27 protein-coding genes are annotated in these 25,730 nt (G+C 65.1%); 14 read left to right on the forward strand and 13 right to left on the reverse strand.

What is annotated here, in order from left to right; all coding sequences use genetic code 11:
- Positions 1-45: 45 nt before the first annotated feature.
- On the reverse strand, positions 46-621 hold the full coding sequence (locus tag F464_RS0115935; RefSeq protein WP_018990836.1) for a Spy/CpxP family protein refolding chaperone: 576 nt from the start codon (positions 619-621) through the stop codon (positions 46-48).
- 218 nt (positions 622-839) lie between these two features.
- On the opposite strand from F464_RS0115935, the gene F464_RS0115940 reads away from it, so the two are divergent.
- Complete coding sequence (locus F464_RS0115940; protein ID WP_026296056.1) at positions 840-1,601, forward strand: response regulator; 762 nt, start codon at positions 840-842, stop codon at positions 1,599-1,601.
- Positions 1,598-2,950, forward strand: coding sequence for an ATP-binding protein (locus F464_RS0115945; RefSeq protein ID WP_018990838.1), 1,353 nt, complete (start codon positions 1,598-1,600; stop codon positions 2,948-2,950). The genes F464_RS0115940 and F464_RS0115945 overlap by 4 nt, the downstream gene beginning before the upstream one ends.
- Before the next feature lie 9 nt (positions 2,951-2,959).
- Here the strand turns inward: F464_RS0115945 and gcvA are convergent, their stop codons facing one another.
- Positions 2,960-3,970, reverse strand: coding sequence for a transcriptional regulator GcvA (gene gcvA / locus F464_RS0115950; RefSeq protein WP_018990839.1), 1,011 nt, complete (start codon positions 3,968-3,970; stop codon positions 2,960-2,962).
- Between the two features lie 124 nt (positions 3,971-4,094).
- Between gcvA and F464_RS0115955 the strand changes: the two genes are divergently transcribed.
- The gene (locus F464_RS0115955) at positions 4,095-4,448 is read left to right on the forward strand and encodes a DUF2917 domain-containing protein (protein ID WP_018990840.1); all 354 of its coding nucleotides are present in this window, start codon (positions 4,095-4,097) and stop codon (positions 4,446-4,448) included.
- Positions 4,449-4,503: 55 nt separating this feature from the next.
- On the opposite strand, the gene F464_RS0115960 is transcribed toward F464_RS0115955, so the two are convergent.
- The 3 genes from F464_RS0115960 to glpK are packed head-to-tail and all read right to left on the reverse strand — an operon-like array spanning position 4,504 to position 8,466.
- Entirely contained in the window at positions 4,504-5,385 is an 882-nt protein-coding gene (locus F464_RS0115960; protein ID WP_018990841.1) for a DMT family transporter, read from the reverse strand.
- A 16-nt stretch (positions 5,386-5,401) separates the two neighbouring features.
- On the reverse strand, positions 5,402-6,979 hold the full coding sequence (locus F464_RS0115965; protein ID WP_018990842.1) for a glycerol-3-phosphate dehydrogenase/oxidase: 1,578 nt from the start codon (positions 6,977-6,979) through the stop codon (positions 5,402-5,404).
- Positions 6,976-8,466 carry a glycerol kinase GlpK gene (glpK, locus tag F464_RS0115970; protein ID WP_018990843.1) on the reverse strand — a complete coding sequence of 497 codons (1,491 nt, stop codon included), beginning with the start codon at positions 8,464-8,466 and terminating at the stop codon, positions 6,976-6,978. The genes F464_RS0115965 and glpK overlap by 4 nt, the downstream gene beginning before the upstream one ends.
- Positions 8,467-8,621: 155 nt before the next feature.
- Between glpK and F464_RS0115975 the strand changes: the two genes are divergently transcribed.
- The 3 genes from F464_RS0115975 to F464_RS0115985 are packed head-to-tail and all read left to right on the forward strand — an operon-like array spanning position 8,622 to position 10,807.
- Entirely contained in the window at positions 8,622-9,509 is an 888-nt protein-coding gene (locus F464_RS0115975; RefSeq protein ID WP_018990844.1) for a DMT family transporter, read from the forward strand.
- 60 nt (positions 9,510-9,569) lie between these two features.
- Positions 9,570-9,932, forward strand: coding sequence for a SpoIIAA family protein (locus F464_RS0115980; RefSeq protein WP_018990845.1), 363 nt, complete (start codon positions 9,570-9,572; stop codon positions 9,930-9,932).
- Positions 9,929-10,807 (forward strand): sulfurtransferase, encoded by an 879-nt coding sequence (locus F464_RS0115985; RefSeq protein ID WP_018990846.1) that lies wholly within the window; start codon positions 9,929-9,931, stop codon positions 10,805-10,807. The genes F464_RS0115980 and F464_RS0115985 overlap by 4 nt, the downstream gene beginning before the upstream one ends.
- 18 nt (positions 10,808-10,825) lie before the next feature.
- On the opposite strand, the gene murI is transcribed toward F464_RS0115985, so the two are convergent.
- Positions 10,826-11,629: a glutamate racemase gene (gene murI, locus F464_RS0115990; protein WP_026296058.1), complete on the reverse strand. Its 804-nt coding sequence runs from the start codon at positions 11,627-11,629 to the stop codon at positions 10,826-10,828.
- Positions 11,630-11,671: 42 nt separating this feature from the next.
- Positions 11,672-12,766, reverse strand: a complete 1,095-nt coding sequence (gene queG / locus F464_RS0115995) for a tRNA epoxyqueuosine(34) reductase QueG (protein ID WP_018990848.1) — start codon at positions 12,764-12,766, stop codon at positions 11,672-11,674.
- Between queG and tsaE the strand changes: the two genes are divergently transcribed.
- The 6 genes from tsaE to F464_RS0116030 all read left to right on the forward strand — a co-directional run bounded on the left by tsaE (position 12,752) and on the right by F464_RS0116030 (position 18,076).
- Positions 12,752-13,264: a tRNA (adenosine(37)-N6)-threonylcarbamoyltransferase complex ATPase subunit type 1 TsaE gene (tsaE, locus tag F464_RS0116000; protein ID WP_026296059.1), complete on the forward strand. Its 513-nt coding sequence runs from the start codon at positions 12,752-12,754 to the stop codon at positions 13,262-13,264. The two genes, queG and tsaE, sit on opposite strands and share 15 nt — an antisense overlap.
- Positions 13,261-14,577, forward strand: coding sequence for an N-acetylmuramoyl-L-alanine amidase (locus F464_RS0116005; protein WP_018990850.1), 1,317 nt, complete (start codon positions 13,261-13,263; stop codon positions 14,575-14,577). The genes tsaE and F464_RS0116005 overlap by 4 nt, the downstream gene beginning before the upstream one ends.
- A gap of 1,242 nt (positions 14,578-15,819) precedes the next feature.
- Positions 15,820-16,425 (forward strand): H-NS histone family protein, encoded by a 606-nt coding sequence (locus F464_RS28800; RefSeq protein WP_232428954.1) that lies wholly within the window; start codon positions 15,820-15,822, stop codon positions 16,423-16,425.
- Positions 16,426-16,444: 19 nt separating this feature from the next.
- Positions 16,445-16,717: a helix-turn-helix domain-containing protein gene (locus tag F464_RS28805; RefSeq protein WP_232428964.1), complete on the forward strand. Its 273-nt coding sequence runs from the start codon at positions 16,445-16,447 to the stop codon at positions 16,715-16,717.
- Between the two features lie 28 nt (positions 16,718-16,745).
- Positions 16,746-17,432, forward strand: a complete 687-nt coding sequence (locus F464_RS0116025) for an SOS response-associated peptidase (RefSeq protein WP_018990854.1) — start codon at positions 16,746-16,748, stop codon at positions 17,430-17,432.
- Between the two features lie 101 nt (positions 17,433-17,533).
- Complete coding sequence (locus F464_RS0116030; RefSeq protein WP_232428956.1) at positions 17,534-18,076, forward strand: thermonuclease family protein; 543 nt, start codon at positions 17,534-17,536, stop codon at positions 18,074-18,076.
- A gap of 21 nt (positions 18,077-18,097) precedes the next feature.
- Here the strand turns inward: F464_RS0116030 and F464_RS0116035 are convergent, their stop codons facing one another.
- The 6 genes from F464_RS0116035 to F464_RS0116055 all read right to left on the reverse strand — a co-directional run bounded on the left by F464_RS0116035 (position 18,098) and on the right by F464_RS0116055 (position 24,340).
- Complete coding sequence (locus F464_RS0116035; protein WP_018990856.1) at positions 18,098-18,613, reverse strand: HAD domain-containing protein; 516 nt, start codon at positions 18,611-18,613, stop codon at positions 18,098-18,100.
- A gap of 332 nt (positions 18,614-18,945) precedes the next feature.
- Entirely contained in the window at positions 18,946-19,134 is a 189-nt protein-coding gene (locus F464_RS32055; RefSeq protein WP_408605235.1) for a BPSL0761 family protein, read from the reverse strand.
- Between the two features lie 375 nt (positions 19,135-19,509).
- On the reverse strand, positions 19,510-20,634 hold the full coding sequence (locus tag F464_RS0116040) for a patatin-like phospholipase family protein (RefSeq protein ID WP_018990857.1): 1,125 nt from the start codon (positions 20,632-20,634) through the stop codon (positions 19,510-19,512).
- Positions 20,631-22,889, reverse strand: coding sequence for a ThiF family adenylyltransferase (locus F464_RS0116045; protein ID WP_018990858.1), 2,259 nt, complete (start codon positions 22,887-22,889; stop codon positions 20,631-20,633). The genes F464_RS0116040 and F464_RS0116045 overlap by 4 nt, the downstream gene beginning before the upstream one ends.
- Positions 22,889-24,043, reverse strand: a complete 1,155-nt coding sequence (locus F464_RS0116050; protein WP_018990859.1) for a ComEC/Rec2 family competence protein — start codon at positions 24,041-24,043, stop codon at positions 22,889-22,891. The genes F464_RS0116045 and F464_RS0116050 overlap by 1 nt, the downstream gene beginning before the upstream one ends.
- Positions 24,044-24,115: 72 nt before the next feature.
- Positions 24,116-24,340 carry a DUF2188 domain-containing protein gene (locus F464_RS0116055; RefSeq protein WP_018990860.1) on the reverse strand — a complete coding sequence of 75 codons (225 nt, stop codon included), beginning with the start codon at positions 24,338-24,340 and terminating at the stop codon, positions 24,116-24,118.
- 170 nt (positions 24,341-24,510) lie between these two features.
- Between F464_RS0116055 and F464_RS0116060 the strand changes: the two genes are divergently transcribed.
- A complete protein-coding gene (locus F464_RS0116060) occupies positions 24,511-24,831 on the forward strand; it encodes a helix-turn-helix domain-containing protein (protein ID WP_018990861.1) in 321 nt (106 codons plus the stop codon).
- A 2-nt stretch (positions 24,832-24,833) separates the two neighbouring features.
- Positions 24,834-25,670, forward strand: a complete 837-nt coding sequence (locus tag F464_RS0116065; protein WP_040395327.1) for an ImmA/IrrE family metallo-endopeptidase — start codon at positions 24,834-24,836, stop codon at positions 25,668-25,670.
- Positions 25,671-25,730: the final 60 nt, after the last annotated feature.

A 25,730-nucleotide genomic window follows, 5' to 3' on the forward strand; every position in this document is an offset into this window, starting at 1 on the left:
GCCCACAAGGCGCGGCTTTTTCCATTTCGGGTTGCGCCGGCTCCGTCAGGTCGCGCTGCCCGGACCGCCCTGGGGCGCCATACCCGGACCCATCCGTCCCGGTCCCATGTGGCCGCCGCCTTTTCCGCCTCGCCCCATTTCGCCCCGCCCCATTCCGCGCGGCCCGAACATCGGGAACTGTTCGTCGAAGGTCTTCTTCTGCGTCGCGTCGAGGCCGCCATACAAGGCATCGGTTGCCTTGCGCACCTCCTGCAGCGACGCCAGACGCTCCTTCGCGAAGGATTCCATGCGCTCCATGCGGTCAGGCACGGTCTTCGGGCGCTCCTGCGTCCGCATCGCCTGCATGTGTTCGGACATCCTGCGCGCCTTGTCCTGCATCACGCTCTTGAACTGCTCCCATGCCACGGCCTGCTCAGGCTTGAGGGAAAGCGCTGTCTGCAGCGTCGCAAGGCGCTGGGTCATGTGCTCGGACATCGCCGCCGGGTCCATGCGGTGCATCCGGTCCATTCCACCGCGTGGGCCGTCGCAGTCGCCCCACGGCGCCGCGAACGCCCCGCTGGCGCCAACGCCGATCGTCGCGACGAGCGCGGCGGCGAGTGAATGCTTCATCCAGGTTTTCATGATTCTTCTCCGGTTAGTGGTCGGGTTCGCCCTCTCCGGGCGGCAGGGTCATTTCAGCACCGCCATGTAAGCGCGATTTGTCCGGGGGAAAGCGGATTGAATGGTCTTGTTTCGGGCGCCTTGGGCGATACTCTGGGATACAAACCGGCGGCCCCTGAGCCGTAAGATTCGGTCGACCCGGACTTCCGGGGCGACTCCGCCGCATCGATCCAATGAACATGACAAACGCCCCCGACCATATCCTGATCGTCGACGACGACCGCGAGATCCGCACGCTGCTGGCCGACTACCTCGAGAAGCAGGGACTGCGCTGCACGACCGCCGCAGACGGGCGCGAGATGAAGGCCGCGCTCGACCGTCACCGCGTGGACCTGATCGTGCTGGACCTGATGCTGCCCGGGGAGGACGGTCTGACCCTGTGCCGCAACCTGCGCGCGGCCGGCCCGCATGTGAACACCCCGGTCCTGATGCTGACCGCGCGGGGGGAAGACATGGACCGCATCCTCGGGCTGGAGATGGGTGCGGACGACTATCTGCCGAAGCCCTTCGTCCCGCGCGAGCTGCTCGCGCGTATCCGCGCGATCCTGCGCCGCGCACGCGCACTGCCGCCCAATCTCGAGACCGCGCCGGTGCAGCACGCAACCGAGCTGGGCTTTGCCCACTGGCGCCTGAATACCGTGGGCCGCCACCTCATCGGCACCGACGGCACGATTGTCCCCTTGTCGGGCGCCGAGTACCGGCTCCTGTCGGTGTTCCTGTCGCATCCACAACGGGTGCTGAATCGCGACCAGCTGATGGAACTGACCCAGGGCCGCGAGGCGGACATCTTCGACCGCTCGATCGACCTGCTCGTGAGCAGGCTGCGCCAGCGCCTCGGCGACAACGCACGCGAGCCGGAGATCATCAAGACCGTGCGCAACGAGGGCTACGTGCTCGCGTGCGCGGTGACGCCGGTCACGCCCGGGGACGGGGCCGCATGAAGACCGGCTGGACCCGCACGCTGTTCGCCCGACTGATGCTGATCTGGCTGGGCGGGATGGTGGTGGTGCTTGCCGTGAGCCTGACGCTGTTCGTCGGCGAACGCGACCGCTATGCACGCGAGGTTCTGTTCGAGGGCGTCGCGCGCGAGATCGCTGCCGCCGTCGATATACTCGAACACCTGCCCGCAGGGCAGCGCGAAGACTGGATCGACGCGGTCGGGCGCCGCCGCCTGCGCTTCGCCCTCGTGTCGCCACCACCCGATGCGACCGCCAGTGGCGCATCGGCGCCGCTTGCCGCGGCAATCCGCGAGGCCCTGCCCGACCACAGCGTCGAAGTGCTCAACCGTACGAGGCCGGACGAAGAGCATCCGCACCGGTTCCAGTACTTCGTCAGCCTGAGTCTGGGCGACGGCACCCCGCTGCTGATCCGCATGCCCGGCCCGATGTTCGGCATGCGGCCGCCGCCACTTCCGCCGGGCAGCCTCGTTACCTCGCTGCTGGCCTTGCTCGTCGGCGTCACGCTGCTCACGTGGTTCGCGGTGCGCATCGCGACGCGCCCGATCACGCGGCTCGCCGCTGCCGCCGACGCGCTGGGCGAGGATCCGAACCGTCCGCCGCTCGCCACCGACGGCCCCGCCGAAGCCGCGCTGGCGGCGCACGCCTTCAATCGCATGCAGCAACGCATCCTTCAGCATGTGGGCGAGCGCACGCGCATCCTGGCGGCGATCTCGCACGACCTTCAGACCCCGATCACGCGCCTGCGCCTGCGTGCCGAGCTCATCGACGACGAGACCCTGCGCGCGAAGTTCCAGAGCGACCTCGATGCGATGCAGGCACTGGCGAAGGAAGGGCTGGACTACGCACGCAGCCTGGACGCGAGCGCGCCGAGGCAGGCGATTGACCTGAACGCCTTGGTCGCCGCATTGCGCGACGACGCCCAGGACATGGGCTGGGACATCGAGATCGAGGGCGATCCGGTGGCGCCCTGCCTCGGGCAGGTGGGCGGACTGCGGCGCGCATTGTGGAACCTGATCGAGAACGGCCACAAGTTCGGGGGCCGCGTGCGCATCGCCCTGCACGCCCTGCCCGCCGCCTGCGAGCTCCGCATCCGCGACGAAGGCCCCGGCCTGCCACCGGACGAACTCGACAAGGTGTTCGAGCCCTTCTACCGTGTGGAGTCCTCGCGCAACCGGGAAACGGGGGGCACCGGTCTCGGGCTGGCGATTGCACGCAACCTGCTGCGGGCGCAGGGCGGCGATGTACGGCTCGCGAACCGCCCCGAGGGCGGGCTCGAGGCCGTCGTCACGCTGGCCCCTGCGGCGACCGGCACGGGCACGACAGCCGCCTGAGCAGGTGGCTCAACGCAGGACGGCGAAGCTCCCGCGTCCCACCGGCAGCGCTTCCAGCGGTGCGGCGAGGTCGGCCGCCGCCTCGGCACGCAGCCACTCGAGAAAGGCCGAGAGCAAGGGCGTCTCCGGGGTCCGTTCCGGCGACACGATCCAGTAGCGCCACAGCGGGCGCTGCTCGAACGGGAGATCGGGCGGAAAATCGATCGCGCTCAAGCCTTCCGGCGCGTGCCGCGCCTCGATCTCGATGTCGAACGGGCGCAGCAGTTTCCCCGCGCGCACGGCGGAGGCGGCGAGACTGCGGCGGGCGAGCGCAACGCCGCGGCCTTCCAGCGCAGCCTGAAGCACCAGGGCGGAATCGGACAGCATCAGGCCACTGGCCGGTTCGGGCCAGTCGAGGCCCGCGGCGCGAAACCACGGTGCCCAGTCCTCCCCTTCGGAACGCAGGAGCGGCAGCCCGGCAAGGTCGGCCGGGGTGCGCAGGAAATGCCCGGCACACAGCGCAGGACTCACGACCGGAAAGAGGACGTCGTCCATCAGCAGTTCGCTCCTGACGCCGTTGTAGCCTCCCGGCCCCCAGCGGATGCTGAGGTCCATGCCGTCGCGGTTGAAATCCGCGAGGGCGCTGGTCGCAGTGATATGCACTTCCGCCGAGGGATGGGCATCGATGAAGTCACCGATGCGCGGCGTGAGCCAGCGGCTGGCGAAGGACGGCATGACGCTGATCGACAGGCGGTTCGGATTGGAGCGCCGCTTGAGATTCGCCACGGTATCGGCAATCTGGCGCAGCGCGCCGTTGGCGGCCTGCAACAGCTCCTCGCCGGCGGGGGTCAACACCACCGCCCTGCCCTGGCGATGGAAGAGCGGAAAGCCGAGATGCTCCTCCAGCGTGCGGATCTGGTGGCTGACAGCGCCGTGCGTGACGAAGAGCTCCTCGGCTGCGCGCGAGACGCTGGACAGGCGTGCCGCGGCCTCGAAGACACGCAGCGCCGGCAGCGGCGGAAGCTTTCCGGGGCGTTCCATATGTGAGTCCTGTTATATGTGAGCCCTACTCACAAATATGTCAGAAAAGATCGATTTTCACGATCGCCGTTCGCGATGACAATGCCGTCCACGAGGTTGTACGAGCGGAGTGTCAGGAGGCATCATGGAAGTCAAATATGCGCGTCCGGAATGGAATCTGCAAGCAGGCGGGATCCTCGCCATCAATGATGCGAGTGACTGGGAAGTGACTCTGGAAAGCGGTCACGCGTGGCTGACACTTGAGGGATACTCACAGGACAAGTGGCTCTGCGCGGGTGACCGCTTCCGCGTTCCTGGCGAGGGCCGGATGCTCATCGAGGCCGACCACGACTCCCGCATCCGGCTTGAGCCGCCGCCCGCCGGCGCCGTGCAGCGTTTCCTCACGCGGGTCGAGAGCGGCGCGCGGCGATTCGCGCGGACGGTCGCCAGCGCGACCGTGTATTCGGCCGAACGCATCAGCTGCGGCCCTGCACGCTGAACGCCAGCAATCAAGGCGGTACGCAAATACCCCCCGTTCGCCGGGTTGATAGCGATCAGGCGCGGCGCTTGAGCAACACGATGGCGACACCGCCGAGAATCGCGACCGACGAAAGGACCAGGCGCAGCGTTAACGCCTCGCCGAGGAACAACACTCCACCCACCGCCGCGATCACCGGCACGCTGAGCTGGACGGTCGCGGCCGTGGTGGCGGTCAGGCCGCGCAGCGCGGCGTACCACACCGCATAGCCTGCCCCCGAGGCCAGTGCTCCGGAAAGCACCGCATAAAGCGCGCCCGCCGGATCGACGCGAACGTCGCCGGTGCCGAGGATGCCGAGCGCAAGCGCCATCGGTACCGTGCGCAGGAAATTTCCGCCGGTCGCCGCCAGGGCGTCCGAGACCTTGCGGCCACGCAGCGAATACACGCCCCACGCGATCCCCGCGCCTATCATCAGCAAGGCCCCACCCAGGGGCGGCGCGCTCAACCCCGGCAGCAGCAGGTACACCAGCCCGCCGAAGGCGAGCAGCAAGCCGGCCGTCTGTTGCACTCGCAGGCGCTCGCCACGCGCGATTCCGGTCAGGATCATGGTCGCCTGCACGGCGGCGAACAACAGCAGCGCCCCCACGCCGGTCGGCAGGGACACGTAGGCGAAGGAGAACCCCGCAGCGTAGGCGAACAGGGCGAGGGCCGAGGCCCAGTTGCCCGCCTTGCCCGGAAGCTGGCGTCGCCACTGCAGCAAAATGGCAAGCATCACGGCGCCCGACACGAGGCGGATCACCGTGAAACTCGCCGGATCGATGCCGGTGTGCTGGAGCGCGAGGCGGCACAGCACGGAATTGGCCGCGAAGGCGATCATCGTGACCACGGTCAGCGATGCGATACGCAAGGGCGTCACAAGGGTCTCCTCGACGGGGAGCAGCGCGGGCGGCTTGCGCACCGCGCGCCCTTCCCTCTTATTTTTCTTCGGGCCGGCCGTATTGCCGGGCGAGTGCACCGAAGCGCCCCACCTCGGCCTCGCACCAGGCCGCATCCTTTCCCAGTTCCTCTGCGAGCAGGCGTGCGACCTGCGGCGCAGCTGCGGTCGCTCCCGCGGCATCGAGGAACAGCGCCCGATGCCGCCGCGCCAGCACGTCCTCCACGCCGCGAGCCAACTCGCAGCGCGCAGCGTAGCGCACTTCGGCTTCGCTCAGGCGGAAACCCGCATGCACGGGGCGTCCGGCGCCGGGCAGCGCGTCCACGGCGGCGCGCGCCGAACCGTAGGAATCGGACGAGGGCCCCGCCTCCGCTCCGTGCAGACGCAGATCCGCGGTGACGCACGGGCGTCGCGACAGACCGGCAACCGATTGTGCGGTGTCGATGGTCTCCTCGGCCATGCGGCGGTACGTGGTCCATTTCCCGCCCGTGACCGTCACGAGTCCGCCCGGCGACACTTCGATACAGTGCTCGCGCGACAGGCTGCGCGTGGCCGAATTGTCGCCCGCGCCGATCAGCGGACGCAGGCCGGCGAAGACGCTGCGGATGTCCGCGCGCGAGGGCGGCCGCTGCAGATACGGCGCCACGGCATCGAGGATGAAATCGATCTCGCCCGCGCGCGGCTGCGGCTCCAGTGGAAGATCCTGCCGCGGCGAGTCGGTAGTGCCGATGAGCACCCGGCCCTGCCACGGGATCACGAAGAGGACACGCCCGTCGGCGGTTTCGGGCACCAGCAGGGCGTCGCGGCCCGGCAGGAATTCCCCATCGACGACGACGTGCACGCCCTGGCTGGGTTTCAGCAGGGGGCGCACCTGCGGCAACTCCGCGCGACGGATCGCGTCGGCCCACACGCCGGTCGCATTGACGACGACGCCGGCAGCGATGCGAAACGTCTCGCCGGTCTCGACGTCGTGCGCGAGGACGCCATTCACCTGCCCGTCCTCGACGACCAGGCCATCGACGGGAAGATAGTTCAGCGCGAGCCCGCCCAGGTCGAAATGCGTGCGCATCAGGGCGAGCGCAAGTCGCGCGTCGTCGAACTGGGCGTCCCAGTAGGCGATACCCCCGCGCAGGCCGCCGGGCTTGAGCGTCGGCAGGGCGACGATGGTGCTCGCTGCGTCGAGCACGCGGCTGTGGCCGATGCCGTGCGTGCCCGACAACAGGTCGTAGAACGCGAGGCCGGTACCGTACTTCGGGATGTCCAGCCAGTGATAGGCCGGCACGACGAAACGGAGCTTGTGAACCAGATGCGGCGCGTTCGCGAGCAGGCGCGAGCGCTCGGCGAGCGCCTCATGCACGAGCGGGAGATTGCCCTGCGCGAGGTAGCGCACGCCGCCGTGGATCAGCTTGGTCGCGCGCGAGCTCGTCCCTTTCGCGAAGTCGTGCGCCTCGAGCAGCAGGGTACGGTGGCCGCGCGAGCTTGCATCGACCGCGCAGCCCAGCCCCGTCGCTCCTCCGCCGATCACCACGACGTCCCACGAACCGCCCTCGCGCAGACGGGCGAGCAGCGACGCCCGATCGAGCCTGCCCTCCGCCTTCCTTCCCGCTGCCGCGTTCACGCCTCGACCCAGCCGCGCGAGCGCTCGACCGCGCGATGCCAGCGGGCGATCAGCGCCTCGCGCCGGTCCGCGGCCATCGCCGGCTCGAAACGCCGCTCCGCCCGCCAATGTGCGGCGACCTCGTCCACACCCGACCACACGCCGACGCCCAGCCCGGCGAGATAGGCTGCGCCCAGTGCCGTCGTTTCCAGCATCTGCGGCCGCAGCACGGGCACGCCGAGCAGGTCGGCCTGCATCTGCATCAGGAGATCGTTCGCCGCCGCGCCGCCATCAACACGCAGCTCCATCAGTGGTCCGGCCCCGTCGCGATCCATCGCCGCAACCAGATCCACGGTCTGCAGCGCGATCGCCTCCAGCGCCGCGCGCGCGATGTGGGCGGCGCCGGTGCCGCGCGTCAATCCGAACAGGGCACCACGTGCGTACGCGTCCCAATACGGCGCCCCCAGCCCGGTGAAGGCCGGGACCAGCACGACGCCGCCGCTGTCGGGAACGCTCGCGGCGAGCGCCTCGATCTCGCCGGAATGCCGGATCAGGCCGAGGCCGTCGCGCAGCCACTGCACGATCGCCCCGCCCATGAAGATGCTGCCTTCCAGCGCATAGCTGGTGCGCCCGCCGGCGCGCCACGCGACCGTCGTCAGCAGGCGGTTGGTCGAGGCCACGATGCCGGCGCCGGTGTTCATGAGCAGGAAGCAGCCCGTGCCGTAGGTGTTCTTCGCCATGCCGGGCGCAAAGCAGGCCTGGCCGAAGGTCGCGGCCTGCTGGTCGCCGGCGATGCCTGCGATCGGCACGGCCGCACCGAACACCTCGGTACACGTCTCGCCGCACACGCCGCTGCTGTCGACAATGCGCGGCAGCAACGCGCGGGGAATGTCGAAAAGGGCGAGGAGCTCGTCATCCCAGTCTCCGCTGTGGATGTTGAACAGCATGGTGCGCGCGGCATTGCCCGGATCGGTGACGTGCAGTGCGCCGCCACTCAGCTGCCACACCAGCCAGCTGTCGACGGTGCCGAAGGCCAGTTCGCCAGCTTCCGCCCGCCTTCGCGCGCCCGGCACCTTGTCCAGCAGCCACGCGAGCTTGGTCGCCGAGAAGTAGGCATCGAGCTCCAGGCCGGTGCACGCGCGGATCCGCTCGGCATGCCCCTCGGCGCGCAGCCGGTCGCATTCGGCGGCGGTGCGGCGGTCCTGCCACACGATCGCCGGCGCGAGCGCCCGGCCGCTGGAGCGCTCCCACAGGATCGTCGTCTCGCGCTGGTTGGTGATGCCCACGGCCGCCAGATCCCCCGCGCCGATCCCGGCGTCGGCAAGCGCAGCGCGCGCGCAGTCCAATTGTGACGCAAGGATCTCGTCGGGGTCGTGTTCGACCCAGCCCGGCTGAGGGAAGGATTGCGCGAAAGCCTGCTGCGCGACCCCGCGCACGCGCCCGTCCGCGTCGAACACCATGGCCCGCGAACTCGTCGTCCCCTGATCCAGCGCCAGCAGCCAGCTCATGCCACCCCCGCAAAGACCCGCGATGACGCAAGCCTACCGCGGCGCTGCGCCTGTGACCATCCCCATCACCGTCCACCTCCCCATCCCTCCCGCCCTCGCGCACCCGGCCGGCATGTGGTTCAATATCGCCTTTCGCTGCACCGCAACAAGCCACCATGCAATCCCTGTGGATGATCGTCGCCAGCCTCCTCTTCGCCTGCATGGGCGTATGCGTCAAGCTCGGCGCCGGCATCTTCTCCACCGGGGAGCTCGTGTTCTACCGCGGCTTCATCGGTCTGCTCGTCGTCGCGCTGATCGCGCGCATCCAGGGCGTACCGCTGCGCACGCCGCACTGGCGGCTGCAAATCACCCGCGCCTTGTCCGGCTGTGCGGCGCTGATGTGCTACTTCTACGCGATCAGCGCCCTGCCGCTCGCGACCGCAGTAACGCTCAATTACACTTCGCCGATCTTCGTCGCCCTGCTGCTCGCGCTGTGGTTCCGCGAACGCCTGCGCGGCCCCGTGATCGCATCGGTCGCACTGGGCTTCGTCGGTGTCGTGCTGCTGCTCAAACCCACACTGCAGGCCGAACAGTGGCTGGGCGCCTGCGCCGGGCTCGGCTCCGGTCTCGTCGCGAGCCTGGCCTACATCAACGTGCGCGAACTGGGCCGCGCCGGCGAGCCGGAGGCGCGCACGGTGCTGTGGTTCTCGGCGATCACGACCCTGCTCGGCATCCCTTGGGCGCTGTCCGGCGAGCTGCGCGCCATCGACCTGCAGGGCGGCGCGACAATCGCGGGCGTCGGCCTGTTCGGCGCGCTGGCCCAGCTCGCGATGACCCGCGCCTACCGCTTCGGCAAGACCATCGTCGCGGCCAATCTCGCCTACACTACAGTGATCTTTTCAAGCCTCTTCGGCGTCCTGTTGTGGGACGAAATCCTCCCGCTCGAAGCATGGATCGCCGTCACACTGATCATCGCCAGCGGCGCGGCGGTGTCGGTCGCCTCGCGCCCGGCACCGCAAGCGCTTCCCGCCGGCACGGCACCCGGCAGCCGCAGTCCCGATTGAAGCGGCCACCGCCCGGGGATATAGTAGTCTGCATAATCCAGTCGCCATGCGGAGGCAGTCATGATCACAACGGACCATCGCCCCAACCTGGTCGCCGTTGCCGTCTTCGGCGAATTCACCCTCGCGGACTACAAGGAGTTCGAAGAACTGGTCAATTACAAGGTCCAGTTCGAGGGTCCGGTGAGCCTGCTTTTCGATCTGCGCGAAATGGCCGGTTTCACCCTCGACGTCGCGTGGGAGGAAATCAAGTTCTCGCGCAAACATGCGCACGACTTCCGCCGCATCGCCGTGCTTACGCAGGACCAGTGGCTGACGTGGAGTGCGTGGATCTCGCAGATCTTCGTCGACGCGGAAGTGCTCGTCTTCGACGATGAAACCGAAGCACGCGCCTGGCTCGAAGCGACCGAGGAGCCCGCACAGTGAGCAGTTCCGCGTCCTGCTGTTCGGCGTCCTACAGCACGCTGATCAGCGCCCACGAGCTTGCCCAGCATCTCGACGACCCCGACTGGGTGATCTTCGACTGCCGTCACGACCTCGCGAACCGCGATTTCGGCCGCGACGTCTACGCCCGCGCCCACATTCCGGGCGCACGCTTCCTGCACATCGACGAAGACCTGTCGAGCCCGCTGACCGGCACGAACGGCCGCCACCCGCTGCCCGACCCCGAAGCGTTCGCGCAGCGCCTCGCCCGGGCCGGTGTCGGCAACGAAACGCAGGTCATCGCCTATGACGACGCCGGCGGCATGTTCGCCGCGCGCCTGTGGTGGATGATGCGCTGGATCGGACACCATTGCGCGGCCGTCCTCGACGGCGGCCTAGTCGCCTGGCTGGAAGCCGGCCAGGCGCTCACCGCGAAAGTCCCCGAACCCGCTCCGGCGAACTTCCGCGTCTCGCTACGCCCCGAAGTCGTCGATGCCGCTTGGGTCCTCGGGCACCTGCGCAACCCGGAGATGCTCCTGGTGGACGCCCGCAGCCCCGACCGCTACCGCGGCGAGAACGAGACGCTGGACCCCGTGGGCGGGCATATCCCCGGTGCGATCAACCGCTTCTTCCGCGACAACCTCGACGGCCGCGGACACTTCAAGCAGGCGTCGATCCTGCGCGAGGAATTCGGCGCGCTGCTGAAGGGCGGCGACGCCCACCGCGTCGTCCACCAGTGCGGGTCGGGCGTCACTGCCTGCCACAACCTGCTGGCGATGGAATCCGCGGGACTCACCGGCTCGCGCCTTTACGCCGGTTCGTGGAGCGAATGGTGCGCCGATCCGGCGCGTCCCGTCGCAACCGGCCCCGAGCGCTGACGGCCAGGAGCCGGGCGCCTACCACTCCAGCTTTTCGACCGTGCCGAGCGAACGCCCGAGGAAACGCTCGCCAATGGTCTGGAAACGCAGGGGCACATCGGTCACGACGAAGCGATAGGCCGTCGGACCCGCGTGCGTGCTGGCGATGCCGAGTTCCAGCAACTTGGCGGCCGCCAGTTCCGCCGTCGTGATCGCGGAGTCAACCAGACGCACGCCGGGGCCGACGACATCGCGCAGCAGCGGCTTCAGCAGCGGATAGTGCGTGCAGCCGAGCACCAGGCTGCCGACTTCCTCGGCGAGCACCGGCTTGAGGTATTCCTGCGCCGTCAGCCGTGTCACCGGATGATCCAGCCAGCCCTCCTCGACCAAGGGCACGAACAGCGGGCAGGCCTGCGAATACACGCGCACACCCGGGTCGAGCGCATGAATGCGCCGCGCGTAGGCATTGCTGTTGATCGTCGTAGGCGTGCCAATCACGCCGATCCCGCGCCCCTTCGACTCCGCGACGGCCGCGAGCGCGCCAGCCTCGATCACGTCGAGGACGGGAATGTCGCGCGCCAGGCGCCGCACCACGTCGGCCGCCACCGCCGCCATCGTGTTGCACGCGACGATCAGCATCTTGACGTCCTGCTGCAGGAGGTACTCGGTGATCTGCGCGGTGAAGTGCTCGATCGTCGCGACGGATTTGACGCCATACGGCACGCGCGCGGTGTCGCCGAAATACACGATGCGCTCGAGCGGCAGCCGCTCCATCAGGGCACGCACGACGGTGAGCCCGCCGATGCCGGAATCGAATACGCCTATGGGTCGGGAGGAGTCCAATGCAGAAACCAGGTCAGGACAAAAACGGATTTTACCGCAAGCTCACCCCTGCCGTTGTCCATGCCGCGCCAACGCCCAGGCGACATGCTCGCGCACGAGTCCGGACGGGTCGTCGGCACGCGCCCGCAGCGCGGCCAGCACGTCCGGAGAGCCCGTCGCGTTGCCCAGCGCCACCGCGAGATTGCGCAGCCAGCGCTCGTAGCCGATGCGATGGATCGCGCTGCCCGCCATCCGCTCGCGGAACTCGCCCTCGCTCCACGCGAACAGTTCGACCAGACTCACCTCGTCGAGCCGGTGGCGCGGCGCGAAGTCCGCTTCCGCGCCAAACTGCGCGAAGCGGTTCCACGGACACACGAGCTGGCAGTCGTCGCAGCCGTAGATACGGTTGCCGATCAGCGGCCGCAGATCCTCGGGAATCGCGCCCTTGAGCTCGATCGTCAGGTAGGAGATGCAGCGCCGAGCGTCCACCCGATAAGGCGCGACGATGGCGCCGGTCGGGCACGCATCCAGGCAGGCGCGGCAGCTGCCGCAATGCGGCGCCTCGGGCGCGTCGAGAGGCAGCGGCAGGTCGGTGAAGATCTCGCCGAGGAAGAAATACGAGCCGGCGTGGCGATTCAGCAGCAAGGTGTGCTTGCCCCGCCAGCCGAGTCCCGACCGGCTCGCGAGTTCGACCTCGAGCACCGGCGCGGAATCAACGAACACCCGGAAACCGTGCGGGGCCTCGGCGGCGATGCGCTCGGCGAGCTTCTGCAGGCGATTGCGCATCAGCTTGTGGTAATCGCGCCCCAACGCATAACGCGACACGTAGGCGCGCTGCGGATCATCCAGCGCCGACTGCGCATCGGCCGCCCGCGGCCAGTAGTTCATGCGCACGCTCACCACGCGCAGCGTGCCCGGCACCAGTTCCGCCGGCCGCGCCCGCATCATGCCGTGGCGCGCCATATAATCCATCTCTCCGTGGAAACCGTCCGCCAGCCAGGCTTCGAGCCCGGGCTCGGCCGACGACAGATCCACGCCGGACACGGCCAGATCGGCGAAGCCCAGCTCGCCGGCCCACACCTTCATCCGCCCGACGAGCGCGCTCAGCGATGCGTCGGGAGCGACATCCGCAGGGATTTCATCATGATTCACGTTCATCACCGGGCAGATGATAGCAGCCCGCTCTCTGCACTCCTCGACGACGAATCCGACACTGCAGCCGCAGGCGCAGCCCTTGCGACCGCCTTGTGCGCGGGCCTCGTCATCTACCTGCGCGGCGACCTCGGCGCCGGCAAGACGACCCTGGTGCGCGGGGTATTGCGTGCCCTCGGTCACGACGGAAAGGTGAAAAGTCCCACGTACACCTTGATTGAACCTTATCTTGTTTCTAGATTAAACTTATATCACTTTGATTTTTATCGCTTCGCAGTCCCAGAGGAATATCTGGAAGCAGGGCTGGACGAGTATTTCGACGGAAGCGGGGTATGTCTGGTCGAATGGCCGGACAAGGCGGTGCCTTACATTGCCGCACCGGACCTCGAAATCCGCCTTACCGTATCCGGCCCGGGCCGGCGCCTCGAAGCGCTGGCACTGACGGAGGCAGGACGGACATGCATACGCAAACTGGATTCGGATCTGAACCGGAAGCCGACATGACTGCCGCGCCCGGCGTGACGCGACGCGAACTGCTGAAGTTCGCGGGCGCAACGCTTGCGCTGCTCGTCAGCCCGGTCGGCATGGCTGCGACCAGTCTCCTCGCGGTGCGCGTGTGGCCCGCGGCGGAATACACTCGCGTCACGATCGAAGGGAATTCCCAGCTCAAGTTCACCCACCTGCTCGTCACCGACCCGCACCGCCTCGTCGTCGATCTCGAAGGGGTCGAGTTCGACAGCGTGCTGCAGTCGCTGCCGTCCAAGGTGCTCGACTCGGACCCCTACATCAAGCTGATCCGCGCCGGCCGCAACCGGCCCGGCGTCGTGCGCCTGGTCGTGGAACTGAAAAGCGAGATCAACCCGCAGGTGTTCACACTCGCACCCGTCGGCAACTACGGACACCGGCTCGTGCTGGACCTGTACCCCACGACACCGGTCGATCCGCTGCTCGCGCTGATCGAGAAGTCGTCGCCGATGGATGCCGCAGCGGGGCAGACGGGCGACGCTCCGACTGCGGCCGACGCGCCCGCACAGATCGCGCGCCCCACCCCCGCCGACCAGGCTTCGCCCCCCCGGCGATCCACGCGCCCGGCGGCCAACCGCCTCGTCACCATCGTGCTCGACCCCGGCCACGGCGGCGAAGATCCGGGCGCAGTGGGCGCACGCGGCAGCTTCGAGAAGAATGTCACGCTGTCCATCGCGCGCCGCCTGAAGCAGAAGATCGACGCCGAACCGAACATGCGTGCGGTGCTCACGCGCGACGGCGATTACTTCGTGCCGCTGGGCCAGCGCGTCACGCGCGCACGGCGCGTGCAGTCCGACCTCTTCGTGTCGATCCACGCCGACGCCTTCGTGCGCCCCGATGCGCGCGGCAGTTCGGTCTTCGTCCTGTCCGAAAGCGGCGCATCGAGCTCGGCCGCACGCTGGCTCGCGCAGAAGGAAAACGACGCCGACCTCATCGGCGGCGTGAATCTCGCCAAACAGGACGGCCACCTCGCCCGCACGCTGCTCGACCTGTCGCAGACCGCGACGATCAACGACAGCCTCAAGCTGGGCAAGGCCGTGCTCAACGAACTGGGCGACATCAACACGCTGCACAAGGCACACGTCGAACAGGCCGGCTTCGCCGTGCTCAAGGCGCCGGACATCCCGTCCATCCTCGTGGAAACCGCATTCATCAGCAATCCCGAAGAAGAGCAGCGGCTCAACGACGACGCTTATCAGGACAAGATGGCGAACGCGATCCTGCGCGGACTGCGGCTCTATTTCCGCGACAACCCGCCGATCGGCCGCACCAAGATCGCACAGCTGGACTGATGGGTGACCCAAATAAAGTCGTCACCTGGAGAATAAAGTCGTCACCTCTCAAAATTAAGTCATGACGTCGATACGCAGAGCCCCGGGGGCTTGCGTCTTCGTCAGCTAAGTCCAGCCCTAGCTTTGGCACGGGAGGTTCTGTGCAACGGTTACATCCGCGAGGCGGCGGGCTGTCCGGGTCGTTGATTTCGCCCGAGAAGGCCACCAGCACGCTCAGCGTGTACTGCCGCTTCTCGACGTAGGCGGTGATAGCCTTCTGCCAGCGCACCGCCTCCTTGCGACTCCCGACCACCACCATGGCCTTGGCCCGGCCGTTCAGGAGCGGCTGCACGCTCTCGCGGAAATGCTCCACCACCACCTGCACCTTCTGCGAGATGTTGTAGGGGTGGAGCCGTACCCACTGCATGATGCCCTTGAGTGCCTCGGACTTCTCGACCTGCTGCGGCCCATCGCACGGACAAGACGCAGGGGCTGCGGTCAAGAGCCACCGAGCCTACCCGCGCGTACGCGCCAACCACTCCTGGACAAGCCCCTGTTCCGCCACGCGCTCATAGCCTCGCCAACGCATCGAGCCCCCTTGTGCAGCAACAAGCACTGGCTCGTAGAGCTCTACCGGGGCAAAATCGCCCAACCATGGATTTCGCAACCGCAGTCGCTTTGCCCCGTGGGCGACGTCGAGCACGAAATCACCCGTGTACGTCGGTTGGCGTGCCACATCTTCGGACCCCAGGCGGGCCCCACCGCGCCGCATCAGTCGGACGTCGTACATACCCTCATCACCTCAATACACCTACCCCCAGCCGACACTCTCGTATGTCATTACGGCAGTCCTAATACCCACTGACGACGGGAACCTCGTCGGCGCCGTTTTCCCTACATGTTTCGGCTGACGCACATCCCCCCCGCGCGACCAGCATGCTTCAAGACCGCTCCCCGTTTGGGCCGTCGAGCAGTGACAGGACGAAGCGAATTAAGCTATATTTTTGTACAGTTCTCTGCGGCGAGCAAGATAGTGACACGACGCGACATCGACATCAATCTCGTTCAACTCGACGAAGCAACCTTCGACGCCTGGATGAAGGCATTGCATCAGCACATCCCCTGGCTCCAAGCGAACCAGTGCATCACACCCTCGCACGCACTCCTGAACGCCGTTGGCACCCGAGCTCAGCATCTCCCCGACAGCTCCCTCGAACTTTCCGCAGAGGGCGTATTCGGCACGCGCTCATCGCGGGTCGTGCCATGTCAGCAGTGGTCGTGGTGTTAGGTGATGTTGCAGGTCTCTTCGATAACCGGAAGTCGCCTAGAATGGCCGCGACGCGCGATGAACCCCGCATCATCGAGTCAGCCAACCACGGACTGAGCATACGGATGACAAATCTCACCGGTTTTACCCTGCCGCAACTCAAACAACTCAAGGACCGCATCAGCAAGGAAATTGCAAAGCGTGAGATTGGCACCAAGACCTCCCTGCTGAAGCGGCTTCGCAAACTCGCAATGAGCGAAGGCCTCCGGCTTGAAGAGCTGCTCGGCGCACCACAGTCAGAGCGGTCGTCCTCCTCCAAACGGGGAGCGGTCATTCAGGCTGCCACTGCGTCCGCTTCGGCCAAGAAATCCACCCTCCCGCCGAAGTACGCGAACCCCAACAACCTGTCGCAAAGCTGGTCCGGCCGCGGACGGAAGCCGGGCTGGGTCGACGCCTGGCTCGCGAACGGTGGCACCCTCGATGCTCTCGAGAACGCTGCGCAGACCGCAGCGAAGGGCCGCAGGCGGTCACCGGCCTCTCCGGCGGTGACGATGCCAACAGTACAGGTGGCCCCAGAAGCGGCTGCGGTTGCAGTCGATTGATAGGAGCGTAACGAACATGATGCAAGACACCGCATCTCCCTCGCCCCGGCGCAAGTCGAAACAACCGGCATTGCGGTTCAAGACGGGCGAGGATGTTCGTGAATACCGAAAGAAATTGGGGCTGAACCAATCAGCGTTCTGGAGCCAAATTCACGTCACGCAGTCGGGCGGTTCAAGGTACGAGTCGGGGCGCAGTATTCCCAAGCCCGTGCAGGTGCTGCTTCACTTGGCATACGGCACGACTAAGCAGGCTCAGGACATGCTCGCTTGGTTGCGAGCGGACAGGTCCTGACACGCTGACGACAACGCGAGGCAAAACCATGTGCGGCAGGTATGCGCTGTATGGACCGGTCTCGCGCCTGCATGAGCAGTTCTCGGCCGACATCGACGACCTGCCCCTCGACTGGGGGCCGCGTTACAACGCAGCGCCCATGCAGATGCTCCCGGTGATTCGCCAGCGCCCGACAGGAGAATGTGTCGCCCATCTTCTACGCTGGGGGCTGGTGCCGAGCTGGTCGAAGGACGAAAGCATCGCAACAAAGCTCATCAATGCGCGCGGCGAAACGCTCGCTGAAAAGCCGAGTTTCCGGGCGGCCTTCAAGAGCCGCCGCTGCGTCATCCCGGCGTCAGGTTTCTATGAATGGCGGCAACTCGCGGGGGGAAAACAACCCTACTTCATTACGCCGTCCAATGACGAATTGTTCGGATTCGCGGGTTTGTGGGAACGCTGGAGCAAGCCCGACGGCGAGCTGCTCGACACTTTTACGGTCATCACCACTGACGCAAACGATGCGATGCGCCCGTTGCATGAGCGCATGCCCGTCATCTTGCAGCCCGATGACTACACGCTCTGGTTATCCAAAGCGACGGAACCCGACCTCGCCCGGCAACTTGTCGCCCCGTGCTCGGATTCGATGTTGCGCATCTACCCCGTCTCGAAGGCCGTCGGCAACGCGAGGAACGAGGGGCCAAGCCTCGTTGAACCTGTAGAGCTACCGCCTGCATAGCAGCCAGTTGTCCCCATTCTTTGTGGATAACGATGGGGGTTTCTGACGGCTATGTGTCACAAACCATTGAACTTGTATCACTTTCACCCTGTTGCCTAATCATGAGGCAACCGATTTCGCCCATCTTCCCCTTGCCGCCCATGCAATACCAACATCTCATCCTGCCTGCAGCCTTTGCGCTTCTCATCGCGGCGACGTCCGCCCTTGCCGATACCTACACCGGACGCGTGGTCGGTGTGACTGACGGCGACACGCTCACCGTCCTGGACCACGACTACATTCAACACAAGGTCCGCCTGAGTGGCATCGATGCCCCGGAAAAATCCCAGCCTTTTGGCCAGGTATCACGCCAACACCTCGCGAGCTTGGTATTCGGCAAAACCGTCACCGTGGATGCGTACAAGGAGGACCGCTACGGCCGAACAATCGGCAAGGTGCTGCTCGACGGCATGGATGCGAACCTCGCGCAGGTGCGAGCGGGGCTGGCGTGGCATTACAAGCAGTATGAGCGCGAGCAGGAAGCCGAAGACCGGCGAACCTACGCGAGTACCGAGAGTGAAGCGCGCGACGAGCGCCGGGGGCTGTGGAAGGACCCGCACGCAATGGCTCCATGGGAATTTCGGCGTGCTCGGCGCGAGCAGTAGCGCCCACGCATCGCGCGCCACTCATCGACACAACACCTCAAGCTTTTCCCGGAGTTCCTCCTGAACTTCCACCGGCCCTAGACCGCGCGTGGAATCCGTGAGCACAAGATGCTCGCGGTGCTCATCCGCCCATCCGTCACCCATGTCATCAATCGCAAGCCAGCGCGAGTGCTGATGCCGCCGCACATTCAGAATAATCTGCTCATAACGGGTCAGAAAAACCCAATCCCTGGGTCCCTGTCGGTGCCACGTCGCCCCGACCACACGCCGCTGCAGCCCTTCTGGCAGCCAGCCGCGGGCGACGTCAAAGCCAAGCACCCGCACCCAGGACGTGGAAAGGACAATCTGCAGCTCGGAGTAGGGAATAAGGTACTCGTCGAGGAGAGGTGCCCACTCGAAGAGCGCCACGCCCTCGGCATAGAGCACAATTTCGCCGCGGACGCGGTAGACCGCGTCCGGATGCAGGACGCCGTCGAAATCGAGGAATAGCGTGGGAGCCTCCGGGTCACGTTTTGGTCGCATAGTCGAAATCAACATGGGTCATCGAACGCGCCGAGAGCGAGCTGGAGGACGACAAGCTGGGACGAGAGGTGCCTCGGCCACGCCCGCCACCCAGGGGCTACGCATCCTGTCTCATCCACCAGAGAAGGCAACAGCGCCAGTCGCTGAGGAACCACCTCTGCTGTACGTGACGGTCTGGAGCTTCCTCCGGGAGACACGCTCCTTTGCGGAGTAATCCAGTACACGCAGGCCCCATACATCCTCGCGCCGAATTCCTCCGGCCTGGGGCCGCTTCCCGCCCAGCACGGGATTCCACTCGTAGCCCCCGGAGGCCGGGGTGATGCAGTATGAGCTAATCGGCATACGGGTCAGCGAATAGCTGGGGGCAATGCGATGCGGCGATGGATAGGTCCGCCGCACTGGGGGTGCCGAAGCAGCGTACGCGCCTGCTCCCGAATGTCTTCGGGCACGCCCGCACACTTCGTCGAGTCGAGTAGTGCGCGAAGAAACTGCTCGGTACGTAAGACAGCCCGAGTGCGCTCGTCAGGCATTGTCATCAGCGGAACTCCGTCGGCGTCGCTTAGATGGCGGATTCAGTTCCCTACGGCATCCGCCCCCTGCGCCTCTCGTCTCGATTGTTGTTTGCAGCACCGCTCCTCCTCAACCGCATGCTCCTTTGGAAAAAAGTATGCGCTGAGACGCGGGGGATTGAAAGCGGGAAATAAACCGTAAGGTCTTGGTTATATTGATGTTATTTCTGGCAGGTGGAGGACTTTTCTGGCAAGTGGTACCGGTGCGTTAAGCATTTGCACCCGGCTCGGACGTCAGCCGCACTCTCGAACGTCCTTCGCACCGCGGCCGCCTCGCGCTCAAGTCTCTTGAACCTCAGCCGTATGGCTGCAGCGCCCGGAAAATCCGTCAGGCCGCAATGCTCAGGTGCTCAATTCCGCCCGTGAGGACCCTTTCGGTGCAGCCGGCGCTCCGCCCAGCCCGTAGAGGCGCTCGACCGTCCGGGCAACGTCATATCCGTGGGCAGCCAATCGGTCGAATTCAACGGCTCTCAGGCGCCTCAAAGTTGTGGGGAACAAAGCCGCGTACTCGGCATTGGGGCAATCCGCTGCAGCCGTCACCGGTTGGCTGATGTAGAGGAAGGCCCCTCGGTGGCCACCGCCTTGGACGTAGTTGGCGAAGGCCCGGACCCGTAGGGCACGCGCCTGGTCCGACATGATGTCGGCCACACGCTTCAGACGAAATGGGTTCAGCGGCCCAAGCGAGAAGCCCTTGGGCAAAGGCGAGCCTGCATCCGACACGATGATGCAGTCGTCGCGCTGCTTCGATTTCTGCTTCCCGGAGTCGAAAAATGGCTCTAGGCCTAGATTGTCATAGACGCCCCCATCGTAGAGGTGCAGGCGTGCATGTTTCGGAGTTACATACTGTTCAGAGCCAGGAGGCGCGTCCCAAGGACGTTTTCGCCATTTGTGGTTCGCGGCATTGAGCGCGAGGGGCCCAAACCCTCCCGGAAAAGCTGCGGACACCGCGAGCGCGCTGGCCAGAGGGAAGCCGGCTGCGGAGGCATAGCCGAGTTCGTAGTCGCCGAAATCGTGCCTCTTGAACCTGAAGCGCTTGCCGTTCTCAGCGGTCGTTCCGTTGATGGACCACTCGGGCACGGCCGGCAAATCACTGAGATGGCAGTCAATCCCCCACTCGGCCGACAGCGCCTGAGCGAGAAGATTGGCGCGCGACAACGCGAAGCGCAGATTCCATGGATTGCAGAGCTGCCTCAATGCCCCCCACTGAAGACTTCGCGCGCAGAGCCTCTCCCGCAAGGCGGGATAAACTGCGGACAGGAACTGCTCCGACGAGGGCCACACCAGCCCGCATTCCTGATAGACCAACCCCGTGACCAGACTGCCCCCGGACACGGTCGAAATGCGGGCCACGCGTTCGAGTAACCGAAGCTCGGACATGCACTTCAGCACGCCCAGATGAAACACCATCGCGCGGATGCCTCCACCCGACAGTGCCAGCGAAATATCCTGCGTCTCCTGCTCACTCACCGCGCAAGGTCTCCTCGAAGCACTGCGATTTCCTGCTCGCCAGCGATTAGCTGGACCGCTGGCAACCCCTCTTCCGCCATGCCCGATGCCAGATAGCCAAGCTGTACGAGGTCGTCGGAGCTCGGTTTGGCTCTGGAGCCCGGCGGATGGCTATGCCATTCCCCAACATAGCCGACGACCATTCCCGTTCGTTCTCGTGCCTGGACAACCGCCTCCTTCACACCCGCGACTCCACGTTCGAAGCCTTGCGGTGAACCGCGGCTGTCCGGAGGCGCGGGCAAGGCGTCCACGAGCACCACCATGCCGACGTTGAGGTCGTAGTAGCCAAGGAGAACTCCACCGGTTTCGTTCGGGAAGGCCGCGGAACGCATGGAATAAAGCTTCTTCCGCAGTCCCTCGTCAAGGAAGAGGTCGAGCTCCCCGAAGGAAAGGCGGATTTCCGGTTCCGGCTCGAGACGAAAGGCGCTTGTCGCTCCACTCTCCGGTTCATGCCGCCATATCCGGATTGCCGCCCCCTGCGTCTGCGTGACATTCCGTACGTGCTCGGCCAGCGTGCTCGCGTGGCTTAACACCCGCCAATATGGCATCACCAGAGAAATGTCCCGACAGCCGGCGCCGCTCCAGAAGGTCCCGGCGTGCCCCACCAAGTGGGTTTCTCCCCAAGGGTTATTGATGGCGGCCCGGTAATACTGAGCCTCGAGGGTCCCCAGCCGAATGGTCCTCGCGCCGTCCTCCGCCATCAGGACGGCGTCGTTGCCGCTCGGCGTGATGAATACCGATACATGACGAGCCAAGCCGTCACGACGGCTGGCGAGCCGCGGGTAGTCAAGCGTGGTCGAACAATCGACCACAAGTTCCTGGTCGCGCAGGGCGGCTTCCAGCTTGTCGCATGACGTCGTGCAGGCATCCACTTCCAGAACTTCCAGCGTGCCAGCCCCGTTGGTCGCGGCGTCGAACAGCTCGCGTGCGGCCACCACCTTGGGGCGCCCGACATGCCCGGCGAAGGCGGAGTGCCGTGACAGGTTGTGCGGCTTGACGTGGTCGTTGTCGACGACAGTCCAGGCTCCCCAGCCACTGCGCGCCCACATGTCGAGCATCGAGCTCCCCAACGAGCCAACGCCAATCAATGTCCCGGCCGGCCCTTCATCTTCAATGCCGGACTGTCTGCGGGCGGCTGCGCGAGTGTTGAACTGGTGCACCTCCATCGCGAAGATAGGATGCCGACGCCAGGCTTCTGTGTCGTCGGCTGCCTGCAGGATGCTGACGTTTCGGTACGCTTTCCCGGCGTGCTCCATGTATGCGCCCGTGTCCCATCCTAGCTGTAGGCCGCCCACCAGGACCGCAAAGGCCTTAATTTGGACGGATTCGGGCAACGCCTCCTCCTCTCGGCACACTGGGATACGAAGCAGGATGACGGCCAGCTTGTCGTCATCGGTGATGGCGACCCCGTCACTGGTGATGCGCTTGTCCAAGGTCTTACGCAGGGCATCAAGGAGACCGAAGCCGCGCTCGGTGAGAACATCGGCCAACTCACCGAGGGTAGGTGGATGATGGTCACGAAATCCATGAGTGACCGGGGGTAGTGTCAGCTCGAAGTACGCAATCGCTTCGTTCGCCTCAACATGCTGGGTGGAAACACCATGCAAGAACGAGGTGAACTTTCCGTCCGCTCGTGCGTCAGCTCGGGTCACAATAAACCGGCACGACGGGTCCTCCCGGAGCTGTTCGAAGTTCCAGGGGAGCACCAACTCATACGGGGACGCGAAAAAGGGTTGCTCAACCGGCTGGTCCGCGGCGTGCAAGGCGTCGCTTGCGCTGCTCTCCAACCACCACTGAATGCGGCGCAGGAAGTTCTCAGCCGTCCAGGTACGCAGCACGGCCCGCTTGGGCTCGAAGTAGAGACACAGGCTCGTTGGGTCCCCGTCGGGTACGACGTTCTCGTGCATCAGCCTCGGGAAATCGGCACGTAGCGCACGGATGTCTGGAAGCCCATCCCCGTCGGCAGAGAGCAAAATCGCCAAACGCTCCCGAAACCGGATGCCGTGCCGGTTTCGGGACGGGACCCCGTGGCACTCCACGTCCACGACCAAGGCGTCCTGCCACAGAGCGACCTCGTCGCCGTTCCTGAGGACCTCAACCAGCGCGAAATCCTTGTTGCGCTCAATAGCCACCAGCAGCGAATGGGAACGACGGGAGGTAAGAGACTCCGCCGCGACGGACGAGAATCCGGGGAGTTCGAGGAATTCGTTCTCCATCAACCCGCCCGCGGAGGGACAGAGGTAATAATGGCCGCGGCACCGACACTGGTCGAGCGCTTCCAACTCACGCCACCCGATGTCACCTCGAATACGATGGGCTCCGGTTTCGTGCTGTTCGGCTCTTCCATCGTGACCAGAAACTTGCGCCCGCCGACCTCCTTAAGGTACCGCTCGTAGGCCTTGCGCGCCTGGATGTGCGGCGGCTGAGTCTGTTCGTACGCCGCCCGCTCGTCAGGAACGGGTTTGCTGCAGCTCACGATGTAGGCGTCCTGCTTGCCACAAAGCAGCAGTTCCTTGACCTCCGGCTGGGGCACGGTTTCCTTGTCCCCCTTCTCGTCACTGAGCGCGAGGTAACTGCAGTGGTGCGGGATATTGAAGATGTCCCACTCCAAGCGGTCATCGTTCTTGTGAGTTTTGGTGGTCCGAACGATGTCTTCAAGGTCCTCCCAAGCGGCGTCACCAACCTCCAAGTAATCGTACCGCGATGTGCCCGCACGGAGCCGGACATTGAACACGAGCGCCGCGCTGTTACGGATGACATCTTCTCCGTCGCAGTGGGCGATGAACGGCGAGTGGCAAAAGAACTCCACCTGGTCCTTGTCCAAGGAGAAGCCCGGCACGAGGGTGCCCGCATCGACGAACAGGTGGTCGCGGGCCGTCGGCGCCTCGCCACGCTCCTTCAGCTTCGGCACAAGCCACTCCATCAACCGCGGCGGCTTGGAGAAGACGAGGATATCCTTTCCCTCCAGCAGGCGATGGCGTGCCTCCTGACGCAGGATGACGAACTCCTCGCTTTGCTCGTCCATGCACGCCTCTTCGATAAGCATCGCAGCGGGGACCCAGAGTTCCTTAATCTTGATTCGCCCGTCGCCTTGGTACTTATTCGCATGCTGCAGCCAGAAGAAGTCCGTGCATCCCTGAATATGGTCCTTGTCAGCGTGTGTGAAGGCCACGACATCGAAGTCGTCGCGTTTGACCTCCCGAAGCTCGTCCCGGAGCCGCTTCTTCAGGTCGATTTCCGGGGTGCTCGCGTCCTCTGCCTTGTCCTTGTGGCAAAAGTCGAACAGGATTCGGCGGCCGTTGTCGAGGACGACCTGGCTCGTGTCGCCATTACCCACCGGGTAGAAGACGACCTTGTGCGACTCCATCATCTGGTGCTCCTATTCTTCTTGCGGTTTTCAGTGCGTGAGCCGGGCACATCGAGCGCACGCCCTCTATCGGATTCAGCCCTTCGGCGGCCACGGGTCGTTACCGTGGCTGTCGCGCTCACGGATTCGCCCGTCGCGACCATGCACGAACAGCTCTGTCCCTTGGTTGGACGCAATTTCGCGCGCACGGTCAATCGCCTCCTTCTGCGTATCAACCACGACGGTCGCCCGCTCGGCACCCGCGCCCTTCACTGCCCACCGACCGTCGTGCGGCACAACGTGCTGGTCTCGTTTCGTCATTCTTGTTCCCCATGCGATTGAAAAGTCCGGCCCCACACCTGACTACTACGTAAGATACATCTTACGTCACAGGTGTCAACTGTTGCCAGACAGTTTTGTTCGGATGTATCTTACGGCCACGCTCGAACCGGCGGGATGCTGCTCGGGCAACAAAATTAGGAGAGAGAACCATGTCCCTTGGAGCTAAGCTAAATGAGCTTCGCCTAAGAAAGGGAGAGTCGCTGCAGCAGACAGCAGACGCCATCGACGTCACAAAAACGCATGTTTGGGAACTAGAAAAAGGCAAAAGCGCGAATCCTTCGGCCGAGCTACTTCGGAAGCTTGCCAGTCATTTTGGTGTTACCGTCGATTTCCTCATCGACCCAACCCGCGAAGGCATAACAGCCGATGATGAGGCAATGGTCTTCTACCGCGACCTCAAATCACTCGACGAAAGAGACCAAGAAACGGTACGGCGAATGATGGAGGTACTAAAGGGGAAGAAAGAGTGACTATGAGCATCTCCCTCGACCTAATGGAGCTTGATGGGAAGGCAACCCCTGTGGCCATCGTCGGAGAAATCCTGCGGCAGAACCCCCAGATGCCGTTCCCAGTTCCACTCGAGGCGCTTGCTGCGGTTTCCGGAATCGAGCGAATCGAGGACATGACCACCGAAGGCTTCGAGGGGATGTTGATGACTAACCCGGAGAAGTCGCGCGGCGTCATCCTCGTCAAGGCGAACGGCAACCATCATCGTCGGCGGTTCACTATCGGACACGAGCTTGGCCACTATTTCCTTCCGTGGCATCGCCAGACGAAGTTCAGCTGTACAGCGGAGAACATCAAGGACCCGGGAGGGGATTTCAAGGCGGCTCGAGGTCAGGAAATGGAAGCGGAGGCCAACGCCTTTGCTTCCGAGCTCTTGATGCCATCACGCGAGTTCACGAAGCGGCTGCGCAGTTTCGGTGAACCAGACATCGCTCAGGTGGTCGAGCTTTCGTCCCTCTTTGGGACGAGCATCGAGGCAAGCGCGCGACGGCTCATGAACCTGTCCGACTACCCGGTGGCATTCGTGTTCTCCCGCCACGACACCATCCGGTACTGGACCAAGGGCCCCGAATTTCCGTACCTCCTTCGAGTTCGGAACGGCCAACCGCTACCCCGCGACTGTGCGGCCCGTACCCCCGGGGACGGCATCGCCGACATGGACGAGGTCGACAGTGCTACATGGCTCTCCGAGGAGCGAGGCCGGCTTCCCGACACCATCTTTGAGCAAACCCTCTATCAGCAGGATGGGTACAAGGTCACACTTCTCTACGTCGAAGACATTCCAGAGGACGACGAGGACTGAGAAGCAGCAGCCACGAGTGTAATCTCGAGGCTACCGCATACGAGCCGCGAGTCCCGGCGG

Source organism: Aromatoleum toluclasticum ATCC 700605, from assembly GCF_000378245.1.
Taxonomy (GTDB): Bacteria; Pseudomonadota; Gammaproteobacteria; order Burkholderiales; family Rhodocyclaceae; genus Aromatoleum; species Aromatoleum toluclasticum.

Coding starts and splice junctions, on each gene's coding strand:
- F464_RS0115935 (WP_018990836.1), bottom strand. CDS start 621: ATGAAAACCTGGATGAAGCATTCACTCGCCGCCGCGCTCGTCGCGACG.
- F464_RS0115940 (WP_026296056.1), top strand. CDS start 840: ATGACAAACGCCCCCGACCATATCCTGATCGTCGACGACGACCGCGAG.
- F464_RS0115945 (WP_018990838.1), top strand. CDS start 1,598: ATGAAGACCGGCTGGACCCGCACGCTGTTCGCCCGACTGATGCTGATC.
- gcvA (WP_018990839.1), bottom strand. CDS start 3,970: ATGGAACGCCCCGGAAAGCTTCCGCCGCTGCCGGCGCTGCGTGTCTTC.
- F464_RS0115955 (WP_018990840.1), top strand. CDS start 4,095: ATGGAAGTCAAATATGCGCGTCCGGAATGGAATCTGCAAGCAGGCGGG.
- glpK (WP_018990843.1), bottom strand. CDS start 8,466: ATGAGCTGGCTGCTGGCGCTGGATCAGGGGACGACGAGTTCGCGGGCC.
- F464_RS0115975 (WP_018990844.1), top strand. CDS start 8,622: ATGCAATCCCTGTGGATGATCGTCGCCAGCCTCCTCTTCGCCTGCATG.
- F464_RS0115980 (WP_018990845.1), top strand. CDS start 9,570: ATGATCACAACGGACCATCGCCCCAACCTGGTCGCCGTTGCCGTCTTC.
- tsaE (WP_026296059.1), top strand. CDS start 12,752: ATGATTCACGTTCATCACCGGGCAGATGATAGCAGCCCGCTCTCTGCA.
- queG (WP_018990848.1), bottom strand. CDS start 12,766: ATGAACGTGAATCATGATGAAATCCCTGCGGATGTCGCTCCCGACGCA.
- F464_RS0116005 (WP_018990850.1), top strand. CDS start 13,261: ATGACTGCCGCGCCCGGCGTGACGCGACGCGAACTGCTGAAGTTCGCG.
- F464_RS28800 (WP_232428954.1), top strand. CDS start 15,820: ATGTCAGCAGTGGTCGTGGTGTTAGGTGATGTTGCAGGTCTCTTCGAT.
- F464_RS28805 (WP_232428964.1), top strand. CDS start 16,445: ATGCAAGACACCGCATCTCCCTCGCCCCGGCGCAAGTCGAAACAACCG.
- F464_RS0116025 (WP_018990854.1), top strand. CDS start 16,746: ATGTGCGGCAGGTATGCGCTGTATGGACCGGTCTCGCGCCTGCATGAG.
- F464_RS0116030 (WP_232428956.1), top strand. CDS start 17,534: ATGAGGCAACCGATTTCGCCCATCTTCCCCTTGCCGCCCATGCAATAC.
- F464_RS0116035 (WP_018990856.1), bottom strand. CDS start 18,613: ATGTTGATTTCGACTATGCGACCAAAACGTGACCCGGAGGCTCCCACG.
- F464_RS32055 (WP_408605235.1), bottom strand. CDS start 19,134: ATGACAATGCCTGACGAGCGCACTCGGGCTGTCTTACGTACCGAGCAG.
- F464_RS0116045 (WP_018990858.1), bottom strand. CDS start 22,889: ATGGAGAACGAATTCCTCGAACTCCCCGGATTCTCGTCCGTCGCGGCG.
- F464_RS0116050 (WP_018990859.1), bottom strand. CDS start 24,043: ATGATGGAGTCGCACAAGGTCGTCTTCTACCCGGTGGGTAATGGCGAC.
- F464_RS0116055 (WP_018990860.1), bottom strand. CDS start 24,340: ATGACGAAACGAGACCAGCACGTTGTGCCGCACGACGGTCGGTGGGCA.
- F464_RS0116060 (WP_018990861.1), top strand. CDS start 24,511: ATGTCCCTTGGAGCTAAGCTAAATGAGCTTCGCCTAAGAAAGGGAGAG.
- F464_RS0116065 (WP_040395327.1), top strand. CDS start 24,834: ATGAGCATCTCCCTCGACCTAATGGAGCTTGATGGGAAGGCAACCCCT.